This is a genomic window from Parasutterella secunda (genome assembly GCF_016901835.1).
Classification (GTDB): Bacteria; Pseudomonadota; Gammaproteobacteria; order Burkholderiales; family Burkholderiaceae_F; genus Aphodousia; species Aphodousia faecavium.
Genome location: NZ_JACJKX010000001.1, coordinates 191,150 through 210,598, shown reverse-complemented (window position 1 = coordinate 210,598; position 19,449 = coordinate 191,150). Strand labels below are relative to the sequence as shown.

Here is a 19,449-nt window from a genome sequence, read left to right as displayed (position 1 = left end):
AATTACGATTCTGAAAGACGCGGTACGGTGAGCGACCCTTCCGGCATCAAAATTGTTCTTGGATGATCACCTAATTTTTGCTTAGCCAATTTAATCGCTTCCTCAACTTCAGTCGTTGCGGCATAAAAATGCATCATTTTTGCCATTTCTTTGTCTAACTGAGTCACCAAAATGTAGTCCGCCTTAGCGATCGGGTGCGTGATGGCATAAGCCTTATTGGCACCGATTTGGAAATTTTCCTCGAGCTCTCGACGAATCTCTTCGGCGGTCTTCAAACGTCGGAATGTTTCTTCCAATTTGGCAGAACCGGAGCCTTCGATGCATTCGGCCAATAAAATGACCACGCCGCCCTTTCTCACTGCGCAGCTCGTATTTTCCATTGTCTTTTGCATCTGATAGACATTGATATCCTTCGGATAACCGCCGCAAGAGGCAATCACCAAATCAGCCTCGCGATCAATCTCACAACCGTAAACCTCGTTGACAAACCGACAAGCCTCCTTGTGTGCCTCAATGTAGTGACCGGCAAACATCTTCAAAAATTCGTGCTGGGCATTGACGACGGCATTAAACAGAAAGAGCGAACGGCCTTTGGCAAACAGTTCAACCCCCTCAATCTGATCTTCGTAGACGGGATTCCCATCCAATATGCCCAGTCCTGAATGGGGATCAAGCATCCAACTGTGATTTTTCCGAATGGTCTCCATCGCCGCACAACCGGGTAACACGGCTTTCCGGCCTCCTCCGAAACCCGAAAAATAGTGATGAATAATGGTCCCGGTTAATATGACATGATCCACATCACACAACAATTTATTGATCCAAACCGGTGTGCCGCGGCTTGTCTCGCCGAAATACATGAAATCTTCACTTCGGGTGGAGACGCTGCTGAACATCCTGATGCGTCGGGCTACCTCAGTGCCGACCTGTTTGACTCTTTCCTCCTCACTCATTTCTCTGTGCGTTCCTAATGAAAAAACAATTCGCATATTCTCATCGGGCACTCCGAGACGATTCATTTCATCAATGAGGATCGGCATAAATAAATGGCTGTTCGCCACTCGTGTAGGATCGTTACAGATAAAAGCAACGGTATCACCGGGTTTGATAATTTCTGAGAGGGCAGGAGAGCCGATCGGGTGCCGAATGGCTTCCAACACACAACTTTTAATATCCTTCAGAGGCGGAAATTCTTTCATTCGAATAATTTTGATGAGATCGTTTTCATCAAATTCAAACGCTTTTTTCCCATGGCCGTAAGCAAATTCAAATTTGCGCATATTGCCCCCTCAGAAAATTTCAGGCTTAATAATTTCATTCTAGGAAAAAACAAATTTGTTTAGTGGAGAAATTTTGCAAAAGCATTTGCAAATATTGAAAAAACTTTTGATTTTCTCTCTCGCCGTCCAAAAAACTCCTGCTCCGATATGGACATTTTTTCAAAGTTTCTACACAATTAGCGTTTAGCGTATTTTTGAATAATATGCTCACCAAGTGTCTCGAATGCGAACGGGTGAGTCCTCTCACTTTGAAGCCTTTGGGTGTGTGATGTGTTTTAATGCCGGCAATTTCCCGGCGTTGTTAATTTTGGAAGTGAACGATTATGGCTTCGGTAAATAAAGTCATTATTATTGGTAATTTGGGTCGTGATCCTGATACGCGTTACACCGCAGAAGGCGGTACAGCCATCACGACGATCACGGTTGCTACCTCCCGTCGTTACAAAGACTCCAACGGTCAACCGCAGGAAGAAACGGAATGGCACCGTGTGGTCTTCTTCGGCCGCCAGGCTGAAATTGCCGCCGAGTACCTCCGTAAAGGCCGTCCGGTTTATATTGAAGGCCGCTTGCGTACCCGTAAGTGGCAAGGTCCTGATGGACAAGATCGCTACTCCACGGAAATCATTGCTGAAACGATGCAGATGTTAGGTAGCCGCGAACGCTCTGAAGGCGCTCCGGCCGGCGGTTTTGAGTCTGCTCCGCGCCGTCCCGCACCGGTTCACACCGAACACGCTCCGGCAGCGACCTATCAACAACCCCGTCAACCTGAACCGGTTCCGGCTCCTGTTAACGGTTTAGATAATCTCGACGAAGATATTCCGTTCTGATTTTTTAGATCATTTTCAGCAACAATGGCTCGCCGATCGCGGGCCTTTGTTTTTTTGAAGCTTTCGGCAAAAAGTTGAGACTTTCTGACTTCTCCTGCTCTCCGCTCTGAGTTAGACTAAATCTGAATTTAAACTTGGAGAGTCTTATGTCCGTTCGCATTGTCTGCCACATGATTTCATCGGTTGACGGCCGTTTGGTGAGTCAACGCTGGAGCAGTCCGACTCGATCCATTAACATCTCAGAAGTCTATGAATCGGTTGCCTCGTCTTTTCAAGCACAAGGCTGGATGATCGGACGTACAACCATGGCTGAGTACGATTGCGGCGTAACCGAAAGTGCCCCGGCTCCGACCGATAACCAAAACAACAAAACATGTTTTAAAGGCCATCAGGCCGATCGACTCATTGCCGTTGTTTTTGATCCCAAGGGCAAACTGCACTACTCATCTGATCACCTGCAAACAGGCGAACATATCGTGAGCGTTTTGTCCGAAAACGTGTCCGATGAATACTTGTCTGAGCTCAGACAAATCGGTGTGTCTTATGTTTTTGAAGGTGAGAGTAAGCAAAATCGCTTCCAAAAAGCACTCAAGAGTATCGAAGAGCTGTTCTCTGTTAAAACACTTTTGCTCGAAGGCGGCGGCATTATCAACGGTGCTTTTCTGGAAGCCGGCTTAATTGATGAGCTCAGCGTACTGATTTATCCGGGTTTGGACGGTGCACACTCCTCCCCCAGTATTATCGGATACCAAGGCGATAATCCCTTGCCTGCTCAAAAGAGTCATCTGGAATTGATTGACGCTAAAACGATGGCCTTCGGTATGGTGCATTTGCATTATCGTCTCACCAATGATCATAAAAAACAGTAACCTATTGTTTATAAAAGATTTTTAATAATTATTGAAATTTTTTGAAGTTTAGCCTAGATTTTTAATCGTCAGCAAGTGTATGATGGCGGGTTAATTGTGTATTTAACCCGTAAGGTTAGTGTGCAAATGATTTTTCACCCCTCTCACTATCGAAACCGAATTGGTCGAGCCAAGCCCTTGGCACGAGGGGGGAGTGTTTTTCTAACGGCAATCCTTTTTTAGGGATTGCCGTTTTTTTTAGTTTGTTTGTTTGAACTGCAATAGAGAGAAGAGCAATGACCGTAATTCCGAATACTGTCCGCGCCATGCTGGAGCCGATGATCAAAGCCAACGGCGGTTGGGTCAACACCCACGCTCACGCTGACCGCTCCTTTACTTTGAGTCCCGAGATTATGGAAATGCGCCGCACCTGCACTCTGCAACAAAAGTGGGACGCTTTGGACCGCCTCAAGAGGGAATCTACAGTTGAAGACTTTTATGCCCGCTTCAGCATGATGTTTGAACTGATGATCAGCCAGGGCGTCACGGCTTTGTGCACTTTCGTCGACATCGACCCGCAAAGCGAAGACCGCGCCATCATCGCCGGTATTAAGGCTCGCGAACACTACAAGGATCAGCTCACGGTGAAGTTTGCCAACCAGACGTTAAAGGGCGTGATTGATCCGGAAGCCCGCAAGTGGTTTGACATCGGTGCCGATCTCGTAGACATCATCGGTGCGTTGCCCAAACGCGACGAACGTGACTACGGCAAGGCCGACGAAGCCTGGAACATCATCATGGGAACGGCCAAAGAAAAAGGCAAGATGGTGCACGCTCACGTCGACCAATTCAACCAAGCCGTTGAATATGAAACCGAACAAATGTGCATGAAGACAATTGAATTCGGTCTTCAAGGTCGAGTGGTCGGCGTGCACGGCATTTCTATCGCCGCGCACTCCAAGAAATACCGCGACCGTCTCTATCAATTAATGCGCGAAGCCGGTGTCATGATGATTGCCTGCCCGACCGCCTGGATTGACACTCCCCGCACCGAAGCAATCGGCCCGATGCACAACTCCATGACGCCGGTTGACGAACTGGTGCCGGCCGGTGTTCGTGTGGCCATCGGCGTGGATAACGTTGCCGACGCCATGGTACCCTGGAGCGGCGGTGACATGTGGCATGAATTGACACTGATGGCCACGGGTTGCCGCTATGACCACTTTGAAGACTTGGTTGAAATTGCCACCCGCAACGGCCGCATGGCTTTAGGGCTCGAACCGTATGAACCCTTGCCCATCAAGAAATAATGAGAGGAGAACAAACAAATGCCGTCTAAACTTGCTGAAAACATTTTGATTGAAAACCTGCTCTCCTTGAACGCGGTTGCTTTCCTGACCGATGAACCGTTGCGCTTGAAGTCCGGTCTCGTCACACCGATTTACGTGGATAACCGTAAGTTGATCACGCACCCGGATGCCTGGCACGACATCATTGAAACGATGGCTTCGCTCATTGATAAATGGGGGTTGGAATATGACGTCATTGCCGGCGTGGAAGCCGGCGGCCTCACGCACAGTGCAGCGCTCGCCTACCGTCTGAATGTACCGACGATTTACGTGCGTCAACGTGCCAAGACCTACGGTGACTTAGACCGTATTGAAGGCGGCAGCGTCAAGGGCAAAAAGGTTCTCATTATTGAAGACCACATTTCTACAGGCTTATCCTGCTTGGACGCCATCAAAACTTTGCGTGAGGAAGGCGCAATTGTCACTGACTGCGTGAGCATCACCAACTTTGACATGACCGAAACCGGTGAACTGTTTGCCGAAGCCGGTGTGAAGGCCTACCGCATGATTGAATTCAAGCGTATCGTTGAAAAAGCTTTGGAAATGAAGTTGATCAATGAAGAGCAAAAGACCACGATCATGGAATGGTTAAAGACCCCGTGGACGTGGGCCGCTCGCCGCGGACTGATCGCAACAACCCGCGAAAACTAAAGTAGTATCAAGGCTTGAAAGAGGGACTCAAAACGGGCCCCTCTTTTAGTTAACGCATAAAAAGCGTATCAATATCGATCGGTCTGCTCATCATCTTTTGCTGCAGCAAAAAGTCTTGAGCAACTTCCAAAGCGTGCCGATCTCGCTCATTTAGGTCGCTATAAAAATTTGACCACTCAAAAAGTTTTTGAGCATCATCCATCGAAATATTGTGTTCGGCTGCCCCTAAAGCAAGCGCTTCCTGCTTATTCGAGATGGCCCACTGCAAAGCCTCACGATTAACTTTTGCCACTCGTTTGACCACAGCGGGATATTTCTGAGCAAAATCAGCCCTTGCGGCCAATACCAGATTCGTTTCAATCACACCTTTGGCACGGGTAAGTTCATGGAAGCCGGCTTTTTGCGCAGCCAAAATGCCTCCGGCTGCCAGTAATGCCGCATCGGCTCGTCCACCGATTAACGTCGTCAGACTCGCCGGCAGGTTCATCGAAACCCATTTAACATCCCGTTCATTCATTCCGGCTTGCGCAAGCGATGCAGTCAATAAATGATGCAAAACCGTCCCTTTCGGACCGACGACTTGATGTCCCTTTAAATCGGCTACCGTTTTGATTTCGGGCTTAGCCATAATCGCAAAAGTTTCATCCGGATGCGCCACACCGTCGACGATAACAATCCTGTTGCCAGAAGCATTGGCAATCAATAATGTACTGGTATTCATAGCAGCCACCATGTCAATTTCTCCGGCTGCCATTCCCCGTACTTGATTAAGTCCCGCTTTGATAGGAATCCAATTAATTTTGATCCCCTCTTTTTGGAATTCCTTTTCTAGTAAGGCGTGCTTTTTCATCACCATGTTCTGTATGTTAAAAGGTGCCTTTACATAGGTGATGTTGAGCTCTTTGGGCCATTCTTGAGCAAAAGCCGAGCAAGCCAAAATGCCCAAACATAAAACCGACAGTATTTTTTTGATAATCATTCGTGTCTCACCGCTTCAATGGGATCCAAATGTGCCGCTCGTCGGGCCGGGAAAAATCCGAAAATAATGCCCGTCAACGCTGCAAACAAAAACGCAATCATATTAATACTCGGGTCAAAAATGAAGGGCACTCCCATCGTGGCAGCTAAAACCACCGAACCGATAAAGGCAATCACCACTCCCAAAACGCCGCCCATGGCCCCCAATACCACCGCTTCAATCAAAAATTGCATCAGGACTTCGCGCTCCAGAGCTCCTATTGCCAGACGAACACCGATTTCACGGGTTCTTTCGGTCACGCTCACGAGCATAATGTTCATAATGCCGATTCCGCCCACCACCAGACTTACCGCAGCGACGGCTCCGAGAAGCATGGTCATGATTTCCGTGGTACTCGATACTCTCTTGGCAATCTCTTCGGTATCGAGAATCATGAAGTTGTCATCATCGCTATCGGATAAAGAGCGGCGCTCTCGCATCAAAAGCCGAATACTTTCAGTCACCATCGCACGATCGATTTGCGAATCAACGGAAATTAAGATGGCGGAGACTCGAGTATTGCCCGAGACCCGACGCTGAAAAGTTTGAATCGGCATCACCACTAAATCATCTTGGTCGCCACCGATTGCCGCCTGCCCTTTACTTTCCAAAACACCGACCACGCGGCATGAGAATTTCCCCGTACGAAGCATCTGTCCGATCGGATTGGTAGAACCGAATATTTCTTTTTCAATCGTGGTACCGATCACACAGACCGCCGCGCCTGATTGCTCTTCCTGAGGCTCAAAATAGCGTCCTTTACTGACTTGGCGGTTATCCAAAATAAAGTATTGATTAGAGCTTCCGATTACCTGAGTGCTCCAATTGCGCCCCTGAGCAACTACCGTCATGGATTGCTGCCTTTGCGGAGCGACCGCCTTAACACCGGCGATCTGATTGGCTATAGCATCGATATCTTCCAATTTAAAACTCGGTGCACCGGCTGCACCGCCTGGCCCCATTCGCTGCCCCGGTCGAATCATCAGCTGGTTGCTCCCCAGGCTTTCAATCTGCTCTCTGACTGCCTGCGTTGCACCGTTGCCGACGGTCACCATCGTAATGACAGCTGCCACACCGATCACAATTCCCAAAACCGTCAGCAGTGACCTCATCGGATTGCGCCAGATCTGACGCAGGGCCAAAATAAATGCGTTTGCCCACATTTCAACCCCCTTGATCACTCTCAATACGACCGTCGCGGAAATGTACGATACGTTTGGCGAATGTCGCCATCTCCGGCTCATGAGTCACCAAAGACACCGTAATACCGTCCTGTTCATTGAGATCCTTTAAAAGACGCATGATTTCAATGCTGCGCTTGGTATCCAAACTGCCTGTCGGTTCATCGGCCAAAAGCAACAAAGGCTTACTGACAATGGCTCGAGCAATGGCCACACGTTGCTGCTGGCCGCCGGATAACTCGGCGGGCGTATGGTGTTCCCAACGCAAAAGACCCACACGGTCCAGGGCCTGTCTGGCCAATTTGTGTCGTTCTTCTCGTGGCACACCTCGATAAAGCAAAGGCAACTCCACATTTTCCAATGCGGTCGTACGAGCCAATAAATTAAATCCTTGAAAAATAAATCCCAGATACTTTCGGCGCAAAAGGGCTCTTTCGTCATGGGTCATCTTTTCGACCGGAACCCCTTTAAAGAGGTATTGACCCGAAGTCGGCGTATCGAGCGCGCCGACAATATTCATGCAGGTGGATTTTCCGGATCCGGAAGGCCCCATCACGGCAACAAAATCTCCCTCTTCGATCACAAAATCAATACCTTGTAAGGCAAAAAAAGCCGCCTCGCCTTGCCCGTAGCGTTTGTGGATGTCAATTAACTGAACTAACGGAATTTTTTCAGTCATATCGATCCCCTTATTGAGTACGAAGTTGGCTCGTAATCACCAAATCACCGCTCTTTAAATCACCCGAAACCACCTCGGTACGGGTGCCGTCCGACGCCCCGGTCACGATATCAATTTGCTGAGCGTTGCCGTTTCTCAAAACCCAAACCGTATTTTTTCTTTGCGTAGTCACCCCGCCGACTTCTTTGGAGACCTTATTGGAGGAGCGAGGCGGTCCCATCATGAGGCTGTCGACAGCACTGCCGGAAGATTTTGAAATGGTCGGAGCAAAACGTAAAGCCGTATTGGGAACAAGCAGCGCGTTCTCGCGCTGTTCGGTCACAATCCGGGCCGTAGCCGTCATGCCCGGTCGAAGCAATAAATCGTTATTGCTGACCTTTAGATAAGCGGTATAGGTCACCACATTGGTATCAGACGCGGTCGGTCCATAGGCGACTTTCGTAAGCGTTGCCGGGAAATTTTTATTCGGATAGGCGCTCACGGTAAAAGTGGCCTTTTGCCCGGGTTGGACCACGCTGACATCAGCCTCATCAACATCGATTTCCAATTCAAGCGTACGCAAGTCGCTTGCCAAAGTTAAAAGTTCGACAGCCTGCAACGAAGCCGCCACAGCATAGCCTGGCTCTACCGATCGGGCCAACACTACCCCGTCAATGGGCGAAGATATGTACGCTTTTGTAAGATCGGTCTGAGCGGTTTCCAATTCAGCCTGAGCCGTTTGGATCTGAGCGCCCGCAGTCTCAACGGAAGCCTGAGAGCGCGCCACAACCGCCGCTTGTTCATCCAATTCAGTCTGCGCCGGAGTCTTACCGCCGGACAGTTTTCTGACATTGATTAAGCGCTTGTATTTTGCATCGGCCTCTTTTAAGGTCGCCTCCGCTTCCTTTTGAGCAGCCTGAGCACTGGCTAACGCTGCCTTTGCTTTCTCTACCGATGCCTTTAATTTCGCCGTATCCAGTTCAATTAAAACCTGCCCCTGCTTGATGGAGTCGTTCACATCCACCAAAACCTTTTCCACAATCCCGGACAGCTCTGAGCCGATGGTGACTTCCTGCTCGGCTTCCAAAGTCCCATTGGCGGTTACCTCTACCTGCAAGACGCCTTCGGTGACCGCTTCGGTTAAATAGCGGGGCCCTGTTTCTTTCGAGCCCATCCACCAGGAAAAGGCCGCAATCACCGCGATACAGACGCCGCCCAAAATCATCTTTTTCTTTTTGGACATCTTCTGTCCTTCACCATCGCCTAATAAGGATGTGATTTTTTCTTTATCGTTGCTCATTGCTTATTTTCCTTATTTCGGTTTTCTTCTGGTACCCAACCGCCCCCTAAAGCGCGGTACAAATCAATATGTGCAATCGCCCAATCGGCCTGATTGCTCACTTCATTGTCCTGAGCCGTCAGCCAAGAGCGCTGCGTTGTCAAAACTGTCTGATAGTCCTCCAAGCCGCTTGAATATTGCTGCAGAGCCAATTGGGCAGCTAATTGAGAACTGTCCGTTGCCGTTCTTAATGACATTTTCTTAGCCGCACTCGAACGAATACCGGAAAGCGCATTTTCCGTTTCTTCCAAAGCCCCGACCAAAGTTTCGGTGTATTGAGCCTGGGCACGATCGAGCGTTGCTTTCTGCGTTTCAGTGCCTGCAACCACATCGCCCCAATTTAAAAACGGCATGGATAAAGCCCCGACTAAAGCTCCGATACCGGTGCCGCTGGCTCCAAGCGCTCCGACCGTAGCCGCCGCTGTCCCGATTGAACCCGAAAGCGACAATGTCGGCAAAAAGTCAGCCTGAGCCACCCGAACGTTTTCCATCGCAGCTCGAACGGTTTCCTGGGCTGCCAATACATCAGGGCGAAGGGAAATCACATCGGCAGGAATGGAGACAGCCAAATCTGCAGGCGGAGTCGGAATGTCGCCTGCGGGCAAATCTTGGATTTTCTGCAGAGGCAAAACCGTCAGACGAGATAAGGCGGTTTCGTACTGCAAAATATTGTGCATATTGGTGGCAATATTGGCTTTAGCATTTTCAAACTGGGCATTTGCCTGCTCATAGTCCGTGGCAGAAACCAATCCGGCCTGATAACGCCACTGCGTTAAGTTTTTTGCCTCTTCGTAGGACCGTACACTTTGTTTGGCGATATTTAGACGAATCTGCGCAAGGCGCAAATTCACATATGTCAACGCCACTTCACTTGTCATCGCACTTTTAGTGTCCTCAAGGCTTAACTCAGAAGCGTGAGCGCTCGCTTGCGCAGCGCGTCGTGCCGAGACATCCCGACCACCGAAACTGAATGACCAAGCCGCCGAGGCGTCTGCACTGAAACTGTCCGTCGAAGAATGATTGCGACGGTTTCTCGAAGCATCAGCCCCTAACGATGCACTGGGAAACAAAGCCGATGTTGTAGACAACAGCGAGGCCTGAGCTGCCCTCAAATTAGCCTGAGCCTGAGCGATGTCAGTATTATTTTCCAAAGTCGCTTTAACTAAATAAGTCAATGACTCATCATGCCAGGCTGCCCACCACTTATCGGGCGGTTGTCTTAAAGCCTTCGCCTCTTCAGTGCCTTCTCCGTAGCTCCAGGTTGAGGCAATCAATTCGCTTTGCTTTTGCGAAAGCACAACCGGCTCAACAGCGCATCCCGTTAAAACAAGGACACCCGAAACCGTCATAATCAATGCCAACAACTTTTTCACTGCGCTCTCCCTTTTTACCTTAATTTAAATTTTGCCATAAAGATATGTAACAATTTTGAGATTCAGGTAACTATATTAAAGTTAAGTCAATGTTCTTAATGGCAAATATCACTTGGGCCAAGCGAAATACTTCAATATCATTATTATTACGGTCTCACTAACAAAAGTGTTTTAAAAATTAATGCCCATTAGTCTTCTTTTATCCTTACACGATGAAGTATTCGAAGCGCTGGTTGCCGACTTTTTAGTTTTCTGCAACTACGAGGTTCATGCTGCCTACAGCCAAAAGGATGCTTTGTCTTTCAGTCAGGATGGCAATTTTGACATTGCCATTACGGATATTGAAGATGAAAAGGACATTCGTTTTATTGAATATCTGTCAGCGATAAAACCTGACGCGGACATCATTGCCCTTGTTCATGAGCAAGTACCCAGGGAGCTTCTTGAAACGCTGCAACTGCCAAAAGAACAGCTGCTGCCGCTGCCCGCTGCTCTGGTCAGTATTCTCGAGGCGATCAAACTCACTGATCAATCCCGGCAAACAGCGAGGTTTCGTGCGCTGACTCCTCGAAAGATCGGCTCACTTTGTATCGACAAACAAAATCGGACGGCCACGGTTCACGGTCAACCGTTATCGTTGACGTTAACCGAATTCACACTCCTTGATCTGCTTGCGGATAACCTGAATATGCCCGTCAACAAAGACGAAATCTATCCCAAAGTCCTTGGAAGACCTCGAGGACTTTACGACAGAGCTATTGATGTGCATGTCTCCAGTATTCGACACAAACTTCAACACCTGTGCTGCGAGGATCTTTGCATCGAAAGTGTCCGTGGTGTGGGCTATCAGTTGTGCCAGATCTGATTTAGGGGAAATCCCTGAATTTCGAAAAAAGTAAGCGTATTTTCCCGTAAATTGGGACAATTTCGCGATTTTTATCAAATTCTCCCTTTTTCTTTCAACTTCACGCAAACAAAAGGCGCAAAATAGAGCTGTTGACTTTCGTTCTATTTAGTCATTAAGGGGGATCATTATGAGTCAATACCCAGTTGAGAATATCCGTACTGTAGCATTGGTGGGCCACGGCTCCACCGGCAAAACCACTTTGATGGAAGCTCTTCTTTACCGCAACGGTGTCATCAAAGAAATCGGAACAGTTGAAAAGGGCAATACGGTAGGTGACTTTGACCCCATGGAAAAAGAGGTCGGGCACTCGTTGCGCACCACAGTGGCTCACCTGAATGCTCAAAAAGATGACGGAACACCCGTGCGTGTGTTCTTACTAGATACTCCGGGGTATCCCGATTGTGTGGGACAGGCTTTAGGCGCTTTAGACGCCGTTAAAACCGTGTGCGTAGTCATCGATGCCACCAAGGGCATTGAACTGATGACACGCCGCATGATGCAATGGGCCAAAGAACGTAATCTTTGCCGCATGATCGTCGTCAATAAATTTGATCAACCCGGGGTCGACCTGGCGCAACTTTTGATTGAATTGCGCGAGGCTTTTGGCAATGAAGTGCTCCCGCTTAATCTGCCAAATAAAGACTGCACCCACGTGATTGACTGCTTTGATAACGATAAGGGTGAAGCCAATTTTGCCTCCGTTGAACGCGTGCACCAAGCATTCATCGAACGCGTCGTGGAAATGGACGACGAAACCATGGAACGCTACCTGGAAGAAGGCGCAGTTGACCCGAAGATTTTGCACGCACCGCTCACCAAAGCCCTGCGTTTAGGCCACATCATCCCGGTCTGCTACACCTCGGCTAAGAATTTAATCGGTATGCGCGACCTCATTAAAGTGTTTGTCCGCCACTTACCAAACCCGACCGAAGCCAACGCGCCGCTCTTTTATAAAGCCGATGGCTCGGAATACATGACGTTCCCCGATGCCAACCGCCCGGTACTTGCTCACGTCTTCAAAGTAGTCAATGACCCGTATATCGGCAAGATCGGTTTGTTCCGTCTGCATCAGGGTCGCATTACGAAGGACTCAACCTTGTATGTCGATGACGGCAAGAAACCCTTCAAGATCACTCGTCCCATCATGCTTCAGGGCAAAGAAGGCTTGGAAGTCGATGAAATGAACCCCGGCTACATCGGTGCTGTGGCTAAAGTGGAAGATATTACCTACGGCAGCATCCTCCACGACAGCGCCATCGAAGGCGGCATCTACATGAAGAAGCTCAACTTCCCGAAACCGATGTTCGGTCTGGCGGTGAGCCCCGCTAAGCGTGGTGACGAAAGCCGCATGTCCGAAGTGCTCGATAAGATGGTCAGCGAAGATCCGACGCTTGCCGTTGAACACGACGTTGTCATGAATGAAACGGTTTTAAGAGGATTAAGCGAACAGCATCTGCGCATGGTCTTAAAGCGCATGGCTTCTCAGTTCAAGCTTGAAATCCAAACCCGTACGCCTCGTGTACCGTATCGAGAAACCATTGCTGCGCCCGCTGAAGGTCATGCCCGCCACAAGAAGCAAACGGGTGGCGCCGGTCAATTCGGTGAAGTTTTCCTTCGCGTTGAACCGCTGCCGCGCGGTGCAGGCTTTAAGTTTGTCGATCAGGTCAAGGGCGGAGCCATTCCTTACAACCTTATTCCGGCTGTTGAAAAGGGTGTTCGTGAAGTACTTGACTCAGGCTTTATCGCCGGCTACCCGATCCACGATATCCGTGTAACGGTCTATGACGGTAAATATCACCCGGTTGACAGTAAGGAAGTGGCCTTCGTTGCTGCAGGTCGTAAAGCTATGTTGGATGCACTGGCTAAGGCTCAGCCGACATTACTTGAACCGATCGTCCGAATCGAAATCGAAGCTCCTGATTCGTTCATGGGCGACATCACCGGCGACCTCGCCAGCCGCCGCGGTCAAGTAACCGGTACCGAAAACCTGACCGGTGGCATGATGCTCATCACCGGCCGCGTTCCGCTTACCGGTTTGGACGGTTACGCCAACCGCTTGAACGCCTTGACTCAAGGTGCCGGCAGCTACTCCGTTGAACTTTTGGCTTACGAACCGGTACCGGCTTCTGTTCAGGCTGATTTGGCAAGTAAGTATCAACGCAAGGATGAAGAAGATTAATTTCGCCTTCCTCTGAGACGACAGTCGGTCGATTTGATTGTCTATTCGACCGACTGTTTTGCGTTAAAGTCACAAAAGAAGTGCCATTCATATTAGAATTGTTCGGTTAAATTCTTGGGAAATCATTCCCTTCATAGATTGGGAGCATTTATGCGTACCGAATATACCGGTCTTATCAATGAAAAATTCATCGGTCAGACGGTGACCCTTTACGGTTGGGCCCACCGTCGCCGTGACCACGGCGGAGTCATCTTCATCGACTTGCGCGACCGCGAAGGTTTGCTGCAAATCGTCTGTGACCCTGACAATCCTGAAGTCTTCAAGACGGCTGACGCCGTCCGCAATGAATACTGCTTGAAGGTGGTGGGCCTTGTCCGCGCCCGTCCCGAAGGCACCCGCAACCCCGACCTGATCTCTGGCGGCGTTGAAGTGCTCTGCCGGGAATTGACCATCCTCAATAAGTCTGAAACGCCTCCGTTCCACCTCGATGACGAAAACCTTTCGGAAACGACTCGTTTGACGTACCGCGTTTTGGACTTGCGCCGCCTGCAAATGCAACGCAATCTGAAATTGCGCTACAAGGTTGCATTGGCTATTCGCAATCACTTGGATAAGCAAGGCTTTATCGATATTGAAACCCCAATGCTCACGCGCAGCACCCCTGAAGGTGCCCGCGACTACCTGGTTCCGAGCCGTGTGCATGACGGTCATTTTTATGCCTTGCCGCAGTCTCCTCAATTGTTTAAACAATTGCTGATGGTTGCCGGTTTTGACCGCTACTACCAAATCGTTAAATGCTTCCGTGACGAAGATCTCCGCGCCGACCGTCAACCCGAATTTACCCAGGTTGATATCGAAACCTCTTTCCTCACTCAACAGGAAATCCGCGACATCATGGAAAACATGATCCGCGATGTCTTCAAGGAAACCATCAACGTTGATTTGCCTGATCCCTATCCGGTGATGAGCTGGCACGAAGCCATGACGCGCTTCGGTTCCGACAAGCCCGATCTTCGTATTAAGGGTATCGAACTGCGCGAAATCACCGAACAGGCCAAGACTTCGGAATTCAAGGTTTTCCGTTCGGCTACTGAATTGCCTGACGGCAAAGTGGTCGCCATGAATGTGCCGCACGCTGCGAGCATGCCCCGCTCTGAAATCGACTCCTACACCGAATTTGTCAAGATTTACGGTGCCAAGGGGCTGGCCTACATCAAGGTCAATGAAAAAGAAAAAGGTCGTGAAGGCTTGCAGAGCCCGATCGTGAAGAACCTCTCCGATGAGTTGCTCGCCCACATCCTTGAAGTGACCGGCGCTCAAAACGGTGACGTAATCTTCTTCGGTGCCGATCGCGCCAAGATTGTTTACGATTCTCTGGGTGCTTTGCGCTTGAAGATCGGCCACAGCGACTTCGGTAAGGCCAACGGTCTGTACGAAGAAGGTTGGAAGGCTTTGTGGGTGGTTGACTTCCCGATGTTTGAATACGACGATGAAGAACATCGCTGGGTTGCCTGCCACCATCCGTTCACGATGCCCCACCCCGATCACATTGACATGCTGAGCACGGATCCGGGCAAGTGCTTGGCTCAAGCCTACGACATGGTCTTAAACGGTTGGGAAATCGGTGGCGGCTCCATCCGTATTCACCGCGCAGACATCCAAAGCAAGGTGTTCGCCGCTTTGAATATCGGTCCGGAAGAAGCCCGTGCCAAGTTCGGCTTCCTGCTCGATAATTTGCAATACGGTGCGCCTCCCCATGGTGGTATCGCCTTCGGTCTCGATCGTATCGTCACGATCATGGCCGGTGCTCCGTCCATCCGTGACGTGATCGCCTTCCCGAAGACTCAGCGTGCTCAATGCTTGTTGACCAACGCTCCGGCTCCGGTCGAAGAAAAGCAATTGCGTGAACTGCACATCCGTCTGCGCAATCCGCAACCGGCTAAAGAATAGATTTTGAATCTCTTCTGACGTCAACGGGAGCATTTCGATGCTCCCGTTGTTTTTTCTACAAGTTCAATTTGTTCTAAATACCGATTAACCAATCTCCATCGTGATCCCACGGATCTTGTGTGACAGCCGTTTCCGTTACAACTCCGTTGAGATCAAACTGCACCCAAAAAGCCATGTCCATGCTACCGACATCTTCGAACCGATACATAAATGCGGTTTGATCCTGAAGTCGGAATTCATACTCCTGAGCGCAACGCCCGAACATCTGATAAACATCGGCCTTCGTGTGTTTGCCGGGTACAACCAACTTGAAATGCTCCTCATTCATCGCCCGTTCTTTTCCGACATAACGGCCGTCTTTATCAAATCGCATCCAGTAGACCTCCTGACCGAAGGGCTGCATGGAATAAACCAAAATAAAACTACCGTCGGGCTGAACCATCTTCGAGTCCGGTGTCCCCAACTCGCTCACAACCGTCGCCTCGGGCTCTCCAAGATCAATCAGATCCGGGTGAGCACATCCACCCAAAATGAGAGCAACCGTTAAAAAAGTACCCACTTTGAGAGCTTTTAGTATCTTCATTCAAAAATCCTCCCGCTGACCTACTTTCAGATTCTATTCTCATTTAACTGCCTGATAAACGAGAAATTCTTCTACAATGTTTTCAACGTCCTCTCAGGAAACACAAAATGTCCGTTGTTCACTTGGCTCTAGTCTCCACAATGTCCATCCAATCGGTCGCGACGGCCAGTACGGTGACCTTGTCGGCTATTGCTCCGCTTGTCGCTGCTGCGATCGGTATGCCCAGCTCCTTTATCGGTACCTATGTATGTTTTATCTACATCGGTGCAGCGTTTGCTGCGGTGGCTGGCGGCACCATGGTCACACGATACGGCGGCATTCATGTTTCACAAGGGTGTCTGATTCTGGCAGCAATCGGCTTAATCCTCAGTTCAGTCGCAAACTTTTGGTGCATTTGTGCCGGGGCCCTTCTGTTAGGGCTGAGCTACGGCCCCATTACACCGGCTTCCAGTGACATCCTGGCCCATACTGTTCCGAAAGAAAAGATGGGCTTTGTCTTCTCACTGAAGCAAACGGCTGTCCCACTGGGCAGTGCGCTGGCGGGCTTCATCGTCCCCTCCGTTGCGCTTTGGGCTGATGATTGGCAAGCGGGCCCACACACCATGGCGGTGATTGCGCTCTGTGTGGCCTTAGTGGTTCTTTATCATCGCAATAGACTCGATGATCACGTCGATCCCCAATCACGCTTTAGCATTCATACGGTTTTAAACGCTTTGCGATTGGTCACAACGCAGTCCGGACTGCGTCGCATGAGCATCGTCTCTTTCGTCTATAACGGCACTCAGATGTGTGTCTTCAGCTACATCGTCTCCTTTATGGTTGAAGACATCAGCATACCGATTGTTTTGGCCGGTATGGCCTTGAGCGCTGCCAGTATCGGAGGAATGTGCGGTCGTCTGTTTTGGGGGATTTTTGCCGACCGGATTCATTCTCCTCGAATCACACTGTCGATTCTCGGTTTTCTGATGGCGGCTATGTTGGTTGCAGTCGGATTTTTCACCCCGGCGACTTCAACCTTTTTGTTACTGGCGGTATGTTTTTGTTTAGGGGCTTCGGCAATCGGTTGGAACGGCGTGTACTTAGCTCACGTTGCCCGAATTGCTCCGGAAGGAAAGGCAGGAGTTGCAACCGGCGGCACACTCTTTTTTACCTTTGCGGGTGCCATTTTCCTGCCGCTGATTTTCGGTTTCATCCACAATGTTTTCAACCACTATTTTGAAAGTTTTTATGCAACGGCGGCTCTCTGTGCACTCATTGCTTTGTGGTTGGCTTTGAGTAAGACACCGAAGCATTAAGGATTTTGCTGACTTTCTTTAATGTCAGTCTGAATTTGATCAATCAGGTCATGGAAACTGGCGCGAACCTGTGACTCAGAGCATCCCAACACGAGAGCATCTTCCAGAGCGTCTTTGAGCATCGCTCTGAGCTCTTCGTAATTTTCATTCAGAACCATCACTTTTTCCGTACAGGAGACGGGACTTCCGTCGGGTTTGAGCCAGCGGGGAATTGAATTTTCTTTATCGTTGTTGTCCATACGTTTGAAAGCGCTCCAGCACATTGCTCATTTGTTCGGAACTCAGTATTTTGGGCTCACCGAGCATTCGTGTCAACGTATACATGTGAGCAAGATTTTCCACTTCATGAGCCAGTTTCAGAGCTCCCGACAAATCTTTCCCGCAGGCCAAGACTCCATGGTGGGATAAAAGACAGGCGTTTCTTTGTCTCAACGCATCAGAAGCCTTATCGGCTAATTCTTCGGAGCCGAAAAGCGCATAGGGTGCACAATCAATGCGGTCGCCTCCGGCCGCAGCCACCATGTAGTGAAAAGCGGGAATACCGAGCTCCTGACAGGCAAGCGCCGTGGCATAAACCGAATGAGTGTGTACGATTGCCTTTACATCGGCTCGTTGGCAGTAGACTCTCTCGTGCATGAGCCATTCACTCGAAGGCAAACGTTTATTCGGAATTTGCGAACGGACTGATTGATCCAATGCAATAAAAACAATATCCTCAACCTCAAGAGCGTCGTAATCAATCCCCGTCGGAGTAATGAAAAATCCGTCCAACCCATCCAGAGACGCTCGCGCCGAGATATTTCCGCTTTTGTTAACGTTAATTCCCAAAGCGTTCATGCGGCGGGCTGTCTCAATGACTAGCCGCTTTAAGTCGGTCATATCAGTCACATTAACTTCTTGCATGCTTGCGTGCCCCTTCAGGGAAAAGACGCGTAAGAAATTCAGGGGCGCAGACTCCTCTTTCGGTGATGATACCCGTCACCAACCTGGCAGGAGTCACGTCAAATGCAGGATTTTCAACATTGGTTTGTGCATCCATCAGGCGAATGTCTGCAAGATGACCTTTCTTGTCAAGACCACGAATAAATCGCAATTCATCACCGGATCGATTTTCGATTTCTATCCCGTGCTTGCCGTCTTGAATCGTCCAGTCAATGGTTGAGGAAGGAGCGGCCACATAAAACGGCACGTCCATGTCTTTAGCCGCCAGAGCCTTCAGATAGGTCCCGACTTTATTGGCTACGTCGCCAATGGCCGTAATTCGATCCGCTCCCACAATCACGGCATCGACTTCCCGGTGCTGCATCAGATGGCCGCCTGCGTTATCGGCTATGACCGTGTGAGGAATACCGACCCCGGCTAACTCCCAAGCTGTCAGTAAGCCTTGCTCACGCGGGCGAGTCTCATCAACCCACACGTGTAAAGGAATTCCTTGCTCAAAAGCAATATAAACGGCTGACAGAGCAGTACCGTAGTCAACGGTTGCCAACCACCCAGCATTGCAATGCGTAAGAATATTGACCGGTTCGCGTTTTTTGGCATAAAGCTCCGCAATGATTTTTGCACCGTGCGTGCCGATTGCCCGATTGGCCAAAACATTGGCCTGGGTCATCTCTTCGGCTTCCCGGTATGCCACCGGCAGGCGATCTTTAGCCGGCAACGGCATAACTTTTTTGACCAGATGATCAACCGCCCACTGCAGATTGACCGCTGTCGGTCTGGTTGCAATCAATTCGCTTCTGACCTCGTGGATAAGATCATCCTGAGCGTTATCTCGTATGGCCAAAACCATAGCCCAGGCAGCAGCGATTCCGATCAGGGGCGCCCCGCGAACCTTCATGGTTGCAATGGCTTCTCGTACCTGCCTCCAATCACGAAGCGTTTCCTTTTTAAATTCAAACGGAAGTTTCGTTTGATCGATAATGCCGATAGCCTGTCCGTGATCGACGGACCAAATCGTGCGAGTGGGAATGCCGTTGACTTTCATAAAAAAACTCAGAAATAACGCGTC

At 49.7% G+C, this 19,449-nt stretch carries 18 protein-coding genes; 8 read left to right on the top strand and 10 right to left on the bottom strand.

Features of this window, described 5'->3' with window-relative positions; translation table 11 throughout:
* Positions 1 to 2: 2 nt before the first annotated feature.
* Positions 3 to 1,280, bottom strand: coding sequence for a nickel-dependent lactate racemase family protein (locus H5985_RS01030; protein WP_205049455.1), 1,278 nt, complete (start codon positions 1,278 to 1,280; stop codon positions 3 to 5).
* Positions 1,281 to 1,603: 323 nt separating this feature from the next.
* Here H5985_RS01030 and ssb point away from each other — a divergent pair, with 323 nt between their 5' ends.
* The 4 genes from ssb to H5985_RS01010 all read left to right on the top strand — a co-directional run bounded on the left by ssb (position 1,604) and on the right by H5985_RS01010 (position 4,955).
* On the top strand, positions 1,604 to 2,107 hold the full coding sequence (ssb, locus tag H5985_RS01025; RefSeq protein WP_205049453.1) for a single-stranded DNA-binding protein: 504 nt from the start codon (positions 1,604 to 1,606) through the stop codon (positions 2,105 to 2,107).
* 146 nt (positions 2,108 to 2,253) lie between these two features.
* Positions 2,254 to 2,976: a dihydrofolate reductase family protein gene (locus tag H5985_RS01020; protein ID WP_205049452.1), complete on the top strand. Its 723-nt coding sequence runs from the start codon at positions 2,254 to 2,256 to the stop codon at positions 2,974 to 2,976.
* 275 nt (positions 2,977 to 3,251) lie between these two features.
* Positions 3,252 to 4,265 (top strand): amidohydrolase family protein, encoded by a 1,014-nt coding sequence (locus H5985_RS01015; protein WP_205049451.1) that lies wholly within the window; start codon positions 3,252 to 3,254, stop codon positions 4,263 to 4,265.
* A gap of 18 nt (positions 4,266 to 4,283) precedes the next feature.
* The gene (locus H5985_RS01010; RefSeq protein ID WP_205049450.1) at positions 4,284 to 4,955 is read left to right on the top strand and encodes an orotate phosphoribosyltransferase; all 672 of its coding nucleotides are present in this window, start codon (positions 4,284 to 4,286) and stop codon (positions 4,953 to 4,955) included.
* 49 nt (positions 4,956 to 5,004) lie between these two features.
* On the opposite strand, the gene H5985_RS01005 is transcribed toward H5985_RS01010, so the two are convergent.
* From H5985_RS01005 to H5985_RS00985, 5 genes are read right to left on the bottom strand one after another with little or no spacing between them, the layout of a single operon-like run.
* Positions 5,005 to 5,934 carry an ABC transporter substrate-binding protein gene (locus H5985_RS01005; protein ID WP_205049449.1) on the bottom strand — a complete coding sequence of 310 codons (930 nt, stop codon included), beginning with the start codon at positions 5,932 to 5,934 and terminating at the stop codon, positions 5,005 to 5,007.
* Entirely contained in the window at positions 5,931 to 7,136 is a 1,206-nt protein-coding gene (locus H5985_RS01000; protein ID WP_205049448.1) for an ABC transporter permease, read from the bottom strand. Before H5985_RS01000 ends, H5985_RS01005 begins: the two co-directional genes overlap by 4 nt.
* Position 7,137: 1 nt before the next feature.
* Positions 7,138 to 7,833, bottom strand: a complete 696-nt coding sequence (locus H5985_RS00995) for an ABC transporter ATP-binding protein (RefSeq protein WP_205049447.1) — start codon at positions 7,831 to 7,833, stop codon at positions 7,138 to 7,140.
* Positions 7,834 to 7,843: 10 nt separating this feature from the next.
* Complete coding sequence (locus H5985_RS00990; RefSeq protein ID WP_205049446.1) at positions 7,844 to 9,112, bottom strand: efflux RND transporter periplasmic adaptor subunit; 1,269 nt, start codon at positions 9,110 to 9,112, stop codon at positions 7,844 to 7,846.
* Positions 9,109 to 10,524 carry an efflux transporter outer membrane subunit gene (locus H5985_RS00985; protein WP_205049444.1) on the bottom strand — a complete coding sequence of 472 codons (1,416 nt, stop codon included), beginning with the start codon at positions 10,522 to 10,524 and terminating at the stop codon, positions 9,109 to 9,111. Before H5985_RS00985 ends, H5985_RS00990 begins: the two co-directional genes overlap by 4 nt.
* 181 nt (positions 10,525 to 10,705) lie before the next feature.
* On the opposite strand from H5985_RS00985, the gene H5985_RS00980 reads away from it, so the two are divergent.
* From H5985_RS00980 to aspS, 3 genes are all read left to right on the top strand, one after another.
* Entirely contained in the window at positions 10,706 to 11,389 is a 684-nt protein-coding gene (locus tag H5985_RS00980; protein ID WP_205049443.1) for a winged helix-turn-helix transcriptional regulator, read from the top strand.
* Between the two features lie 169 nt (positions 11,390 to 11,558).
* Positions 11,559 to 13,610 carry an elongation factor G gene (gene fusA, locus H5985_RS00975; RefSeq protein ID WP_205049442.1) on the top strand — a complete coding sequence of 684 codons (2,052 nt, stop codon included), beginning with the start codon at positions 11,559 to 11,561 and terminating at the stop codon, positions 13,608 to 13,610.
* A gap of 150 nt (positions 13,611 to 13,760) precedes the next feature.
* Positions 13,761 to 15,560, top strand: a complete 1,800-nt coding sequence (gene aspS, locus H5985_RS00970; protein ID WP_205049441.1) for an aspartate--tRNA ligase — start codon at positions 13,761 to 13,763, stop codon at positions 15,558 to 15,560.
* Between the two features lie 73 nt (positions 15,561 to 15,633).
* Here aspS and H5985_RS00965 read toward each other — a convergent pair whose 3' ends face one another.
* Complete coding sequence (locus H5985_RS00965) at positions 15,634 to 16,143, bottom strand: hypothetical protein (protein WP_205049440.1); 510 nt, start codon at positions 16,141 to 16,143, stop codon at positions 15,634 to 15,636.
* A 107-nt stretch (positions 16,144 to 16,250) separates the two neighbouring features.
* Here H5985_RS00965 and H5985_RS00960 point away from each other — a divergent pair, with 107 nt between their 5' ends.
* Positions 16,251 to 17,438, top strand: coding sequence for an MFS transporter (locus H5985_RS00960; protein ID WP_205049439.1), 1,188 nt, complete (start codon positions 16,251 to 16,253; stop codon positions 17,436 to 17,438).
* Here H5985_RS00960 and H5985_RS00955 read toward each other — a convergent pair.
* From H5985_RS00955 to mtnA, 3 genes are read right to left on the bottom strand one after another with little or no spacing between them, the layout of a single operon-like run.
* Positions 17,435 to 17,677, bottom strand: coding sequence for a hypothetical protein (locus H5985_RS00955; RefSeq protein WP_205049438.1), 243 nt, complete (start codon positions 17,675 to 17,677; stop codon positions 17,435 to 17,437). The genes H5985_RS00960 and H5985_RS00955 overlap by 4 nt on opposite strands.
* Entirely contained in the window at positions 17,661 to 18,341 is a 681-nt protein-coding gene (locus H5985_RS00950; protein ID WP_205049437.1) for a class II aldolase/adducin family protein, read from the bottom strand. The genes H5985_RS00955 and H5985_RS00950 overlap by 17 nt, the downstream gene beginning before the upstream one ends.
* On the bottom strand, positions 18,328 to 19,425 hold the full coding sequence (mtnA, locus tag H5985_RS00945; protein ID WP_205049436.1) for an S-methyl-5-thioribose-1-phosphate isomerase: 1,098 nt from the start codon (positions 19,423 to 19,425) through the stop codon (positions 18,328 to 18,330). Before mtnA ends, H5985_RS00950 begins: the two co-directional genes overlap by 14 nt.
* Between the last annotated feature and the right edge of the window lie 24 nt (positions 19,426 to 19,449).